1 rRNA gene is annotated in these 1996 nt (G+C 55.6%); it reads left to right on the top strand.

From position 1 onward, the window contains the following. Positions 1-100 precede the first annotated feature (100 nt). Positions 101-1623 (top strand): 16S ribosomal RNA (locus F8O04_RS14675). Positions 1624-1996: the final 373 nt, after the last annotated feature.

Below are 1996 nucleotides of genomic sequence, written 5' to 3' on the forward strand. Positions count from 1 at the left end.
TTTTTTTGGATTGATGGATCGTCAGTATGATGGTTTGTTAGTCTGGATCATTCTCTGCATTTGCGTGCTGCGTTTTCGTGGTGCGTGAGTGTTTTTGTTTTTTATGGAGAGTTTGATCCTGGCTCAGGACGAACGCTGGCGGCGTGCTTAACACATGCAAGTCGAACGATGAAGCTCCAGCTTGCTGGGGTGGATTAGTGGCGAACGGGTGAGTAACACGTGAGCAACGTGCCCCTTCCTCTGGAATAACTTCGAGAAATCGGAGCTAATACTGGATAGGTGACGTGACCGCATGGTCTGCGTCTGGAAAGATTTATCGGGGAGGGATCGGCTCACGGCCTATCAGCTAGTTGGTGAGGTAATGGCTCACCAAGGCGACGACGGGTAGCCGGCCTGAGAGGGTGACCGGCCACACTGGGACTGAGACACGGCCCAGACTCCTACGGGAGGCAGCAGTGGGGAATATTGCACAATGGGCGAAAGCCTGATGCAGCAACGCCGCGTGGGGGATGACGGCCTTCGGGTTGTAAACCTCTTTTAGTAGGGAAGAAGCGAAAGTGACGGTACCTGCAGAAAAAGCACCGGCTAACTACGTGCCAGCAGCCGCGGTAATACGTAGGGTGCAAGCGTTGTCCGGAATTATTGGGCGTAAAGAGCTCGTAGGCGGTTTGTCGCGTCTGCTGTGAAATCCCGAGGCTCAACTTCGGGCGTGCAGTGGGTACGGGCAGACTAGAGTGCGGTAGGGGAGATTGGAATTCCTGGTGTAGCGGTGGAATGCGCAGATATCAGGAGGAACACCGATGGCGAAGGCAGATCTCTGGGCCGCTACTGACGCTGAGGAGCGAAAGCATGGGGAGCGAACAGGATTAGATACCCTGGTAGTCCATGCCGTAAACGTTGGGCGCTAGATGTGGGGACCTTTCCACGGTTTCCGTGTCGTAGCTAACGCATTAAGCGCCCCGCCTGGGGAGTACGGCCGCAAGGCTAAAACTCAAAGGAATTGACGGGGGCCCGCACAAGCGGCGGAGCATGCGGATTAATTCGATGCAACGCGAAGAACCTTACCAAGGCTTGACATATACCGGAAACGGCCAGAGATGGTCGCCCCCTTGTGGTCGGTATACAGGTGGTGCATGGTTGTCGTCAGCTCGTGTCGTGAGATGTTGGGTTAAGTCCCGCAACGAGCGCAACCCTCGTCGGATGTTGCCAGCACGTAATGGTGGGAACTCATCTGAGACTGCCGGGGTCAACTCGGAGGAAGGTGGGGATGACGTCAAATCATCATGCCCCTTATGTCTTGGGCTTCACGCATGCTACAATGGCTGGTACAAAGGGCTGCAATACCGTGAGGTGGAGCGAATCCCAAAAAGCCAGTCTCAGTTCGGATTGGGGTCTGCAACTCGACCCCATGAAGTCGGAGTCGCTAGTAATCGCAGATCAGCAACGCTGCGGTGAATACGTTCCCGGGCCTTGTACACACCGCCCGTCAAGTCATGAAAGTCGGTAACACCCGAAGCCGGTGGCCTAACCTTTTGGGGGGAGCTGTCGAAGGTGGGATCGGTGATTAGGACTAAGTCGTAACAAGGTAGCCGTACCGGAAGGTGCGGCTGGATCACCTCCTTTCTAAGGAGCAGCTATGGTCAGGGCCTTTTGGTTCTGGTCGTTGAGGCAGCCATTTCAAACGCGAATGTCGTTTGGTGGTGCTCATGGGTGGAACATTTGACAAGTGATTGCGTTGTGCGGGGTTGTGTGGAGTACGCTGTTGGCTTTTGGGCTGGTGGTTGGAAACGTGTGGTCTCGTGTGGTGTGGTTGGGTGTGTACGCTGTTGGGTCCTGAGGGACCGGGCCGGGCCGGCTTTTTGTCGGTGGCTGGTTTCTTTCGGGCCGCGTTGGGCTGACTCGTTTTGGGTTGGTTCGGGTGGTGCCGGTTGTATGTTGAGAACTACACAGTGGACGCGAGCATCTTAGAAGCTTGCATGCCGTGCGCCTTTGGGTG

The organism is Pseudoclavibacter endophyticus, assembly GCF_008831085.1.
Classification (GTDB): Bacteria; Actinomycetota; Actinomycetes; order Actinomycetales; family Microbacteriaceae; genus Pseudoclavibacter; species Pseudoclavibacter endophyticus.